Origin of the sequence: Microcystis sp. M113S1 (assembly GCF_020246945.1) — a bacterium.
GTDB lineage: Bacteria > Cyanobacteriota > Cyanobacteriia > Cyanobacteriales > Microcystaceae > Microcystis.
Genome location: NZ_JADBSA010000366.1, coordinates 1 through 3,812, shown reverse-complemented (window position 1 = coordinate 3,812; position 3,812 = coordinate 1). Strand labels below are relative to the sequence as shown.

General features: G+C 43.9%; 3 protein-coding genes and 2 pseudogenes. 4 read left to right on the top strand and 1 reads right to left on the bottom strand.

Annotated features, from left to right (window positions below):
- Window positions 1-611: 611 nt before the first annotated feature.
- The 4 genes and pseudogenes from IM319_RS18520 to IM319_RS22650 all read left to right on the top strand — a co-directional run.
- The gene (locus IM319_RS18520) at window positions 612-1,490 is read left to right on the top strand and encodes an ABC transporter permease (protein WP_287736532.1); all 879 of its coding nucleotides are present in this window, start codon (window positions 612-614) and stop codon (window positions 1,488-1,490) included.
- A gap of 135 nt (window positions 1,491-1,625) precedes the next feature.
- The gene (locus IM319_RS18515; protein WP_287736531.1) at window positions 1,626-1,988 is read left to right on the top strand and encodes a thioredoxin family protein; all 363 of its coding nucleotides are present in this window, start codon (window positions 1,626-1,628) and stop codon (window positions 1,986-1,988) included.
- Window positions 1,989-2,004: 16 nt separating this feature from the next.
- Window positions 2,005-3,183 carry an LL-diaminopimelate aminotransferase gene (locus tag IM319_RS18510; RefSeq protein WP_287736530.1) on the top strand — a complete coding sequence of 393 codons (1,179 nt, stop codon included), beginning with the start codon at window positions 2,005-2,007 and terminating at the stop codon, window positions 3,181-3,183.
- Window positions 3,184-3,271: 88 nt separating this feature from the next.
- Window positions 3,272-3,352: pseudogene (locus tag IM319_RS22650) on the top strand (PEP-CTERM sorting domain-containing protein); the annotation flags it as partial.
- A gap of 63 nt (window positions 3,353-3,415) precedes the next feature.
- Here IM319_RS22650 and IM319_RS18500 read toward each other — a convergent pair.
- Window positions 3,416-3,812 (bottom strand): annotated as a pseudogene (locus IM319_RS18500) (Rpn family recombination-promoting nuclease/putative transposase); the annotation flags it as partial.

Genomic DNA, 3,812 nt, shown 5'->3' with positions numbered 1-3,812 from the left:
TGGTCAATTACCTAATTTTCAGGGAAAAAGTCCCTGAATTTTCCCCCCAATCACTCCAAGGGTCGGCACTTTTTGAGGTCAAAAAAGTCTAAAAACCTTGTTGGATAAGGTTTTTAGATTTATTCAGCAAACCCTACTTAATTGTGTCAATTAATTCTCGGTATATTTTTCCCGATTTACGATTATTGTCCTAGCTTTATCTAAGGTTTTATATTTAGAAACAATTTATTTCTTATTCAACCATTACATTAATCAACTCTTGTGGTAATATTTCTAGACAATCTAACGTCGTATCTGTATCCCCAATATACTGTGATTCTAATTCTTGAAGCCATTCAATTCGGATAACATAACAACTATCATTAATCGTTTCTCATTCATCATGTAAAATAAAATCAGCTTTTTTGGGTAGCAAAGATTGAATTTTAGCCTTTAAAAGTGGAGGATGAATTAAATTATTGTCTTCTGGTAAAGACTGCTCAAAAAACTTCAAACTTTCTCCGTATTTGGTAAGCTAAGACGCATTTAAACCGCTTATTCTTAGATTAGCGGAATCTCCACCAATGCAAGAGTGCCTTATCTCAACAAGTAATTTAAACACTTAACAGCTTATGTCTCCCCTGTCTTCTGCAATTATCGATACTTGGCGACGTTTTTACCGAGATCCCCCAGCGGTAATAGGAGCGATCGCATTAATGATAATTATTCTTGCTGTCCTATTCGGTCCGATTTTCTATCGAGTCCCTATCGATGCGATCGATTTTAGTCAAGCTACGGCTCCCCCTAGTTTAAAACATCTTTTCGGGACTAATGATCTAGGCCAGGATCAATTGGCGAGAATCTTGGTGGGGGGTCGAATTTCCCTAGCGGTGGCAATTGCTGCTATGATAGTGGCGATGATTCTAGGGACAGCGATCGGGGCTATTTCTGGGTTTTACGGGGGTGCGATCGATGGCTTATTGATGCGATTAACGGATTTATTCCTATCTTTGCCCCAATTGCCCCTACTTTTACTGATTGTCTATCTATTTCGCGATAGTATCAAAAAAATCGCTGGACCGGAAACGGGCATTTTTATCCTCGTGGTTTTAGTAATCGGGGGTTTAAACTGGATGTCGGTGGCGCGATTGGTGCGGGGAAATTTCTTAAAATTACGGGAGATGGAATTTATATCGGCCGCGATTGCTTTGGGGGCCAGTCCTTTCCGTTTAATCTGGGTGCATTTATTACCCAATGTTTTGGGAATGATGATCGTGGCTGCCACTTTAGCCGTGGGTAATGCGATTATTACCGAGTCCACCCTGAGTTTTTTGGGTTTGGGTTTCCCCCCCGATGTGCCGACTTGGGGACAAATGTTATTTAAAGCTAAAGATTACTTGACAACTGCCCCCCACTTGGTCATTTTTCCCGCTCTAGCTATCGTGATCACGGTGTTAAGTATTAATTTTATCGGTGATGGTTTACGCGATGTCTTTGATCCTAATGTTTAAGGAACTGTAGAAGTGGATAAGTACCGCGCGCAAAATTAATTATACATTTCGATAAAGCTTTTGCCTCTTGCCTATCTTCACTAGGAAATTTATTTTGCATGACTACTTAATTGCCGAAAATTACCGAGAACCTCTATGATGATCAGTAGCGATGGTGAGGAAATAAATACTGTGAGTAGCGTAACTGTCATTAGCGATCAGAAGTTTGACCAAGAGGTTTTTGAGGTCGAAAAACCCGTTTTAGTCTATTTTTGGGCGAGTTGGTGCGGTCCGTGCCGTCTGGTATCTCCCTCGATCGATTGGGTGGCGGAAACCTACGGCGAACAGCTAAAAGTAGTTAAACTAGAGGTGGACCCTAACCCCAACTCGGTGGCTAAATGTGATGTGAAAGGTGTTCCCGCTTTACGCATCTTTAAAGATAACAAAATTATTGCCACTCATGAAGGGGCGCTCGGCAAACAACAATTACAATCTTTTATCGATACCTATGTCAGCTAATTAGGTATCTGTGGTTATGAATGACTTAACCCTAGCAAACCGCTTACAGGCACTGCAATCCAACGTTTTTGCCGATATGGATCGGGCAAAAGCTGCTAGTAGAGAAGCGGGTAATACCATTATCGATCTTTCGCTCGGTTCCTCCGATCTTGGTGCTGCTCCCCATGTTATCGATGCTATCGAGCGATCTCTCCACGATCCTCACACCCACGGCTATTTACTCCATAATGGTACGCGAGACTTCCGAATAACTGCCGCTAACTGGTATAGCGATCGCTTTGGTGTCCCCGTCGATCCGGAAACGGAGATTTTACCCCTAATCGGTTCTCAGGAAGGCACGGCCCATCTACCTTTGGCCATTCTCAACCCCGGGGATTTTGCCCTACTCCTCGATCCGGGTTATCCCTCCCATTTAGGCGGTGTTGCCCTTGCCGGCGGTCAAATCTACGGAATGCCAATTTTGGCAAAAAATGACTTTCTGCCGGTTTTAGAGGACATTCCTGAGCCAGTGCTGGCACAATCGAAGCTGATGGTCTTGAGTTATCCCCATAATCCCACCACAGCGATCGCGCCTTTAGCATTTTTCCAAAAAGCGGTTGATTTTTGCCGTCAGCATAATTTAGTTTTAATCCACGATTTTCCCTATCTAGACATCTTTTTTGCGGGAACATCGCCTCCTCCGTCAATTTTACAGGCCGATCGAGCTAAAACTAATTCGATCGAGTTTTTTACCTTCTCCAAGTCCTATAATATGGGCGGTTTTCGCATCGGTTTTGCCATTGGCAACCCGCAGTTAATTATGGCTTTGCGACAGATTAAAGCCATGGTTGATTTTAATCAGTATTTGGGCATCCTCAACGGTGCGATCGCTGCTTTAACTGGTAATCAAGATTCGGTCAAAGAAACCGTCGCTATCTTCCAAAAACGCCGGAATGTGTTTATTAATGCCCTAAATCGCATCGGTTGGTCGGTTCCCACTCCGGCTGCCACTATGTACGTTTGGGCGAAAATTCCCCCCAGTTGGCCGGGTAATTCCGTCGATTTTTGTCGGCAATTGGTGGCCCAAACCGGTGTCGCTGTTTCCCCCGGTTCCGGTTTTGGTAAGGGTGGTGAGGGGTATGTGCGTTTTGCCTTAGTTCACGATCCCGATATTCTAGAGGCTGCCGTGGAGAAAATTGGCGCTTTTTTGGGATAAAAGCGATATTCTAAGCAGTGGTTATGCTGCAATGGATAACTTTCGCCTTGTTGCTTCTGATATTCCGGGTGATATTGGTAATGTGTCCACGCCCGAACCTTCTGGTATTATCGGATTAGGCATACTAGGTAGTGGTTTAGTGGTGCGTCGCCTCGCTAAACGTCGTTAACTGGTGTGGGGTGGGGAGATGAGTTAAAATTTCCCTAATTCCCTACCTTTGCAGTTAAAAGCTTTAATTGTGCTGCTGCCTTTGTAATTCCTCGATAGTTGCGGGGGATAAATCAGTAAATCGGGCGATTTCTGGGATAGAAAAGCCGGCGGATAGCATTTTCATGGCAATTTGTCGAGCTTTTTCTTCCTCGCCTTCCTCTCTGCCTTCCTCTAAAATATCTTGATAGATGACGGATTCTCTCATAATGTCACTCCGAAGGATTTTTTTAATCGTCTCTCGATTTAATACTAACCCGGCGAGAATACTGGTAGCGGCAGCGAGATTGCTTTGCACCTGTTTTTGGGAGATAGTTTCTAGAGAACGGGACACCTGACTTAACACCTGTTCGGGGTCATCGGTATTGCTGAGGACGGCAAAGGGTAATAAACCGGGATGATGGAAAAATTGTGGTGTATTT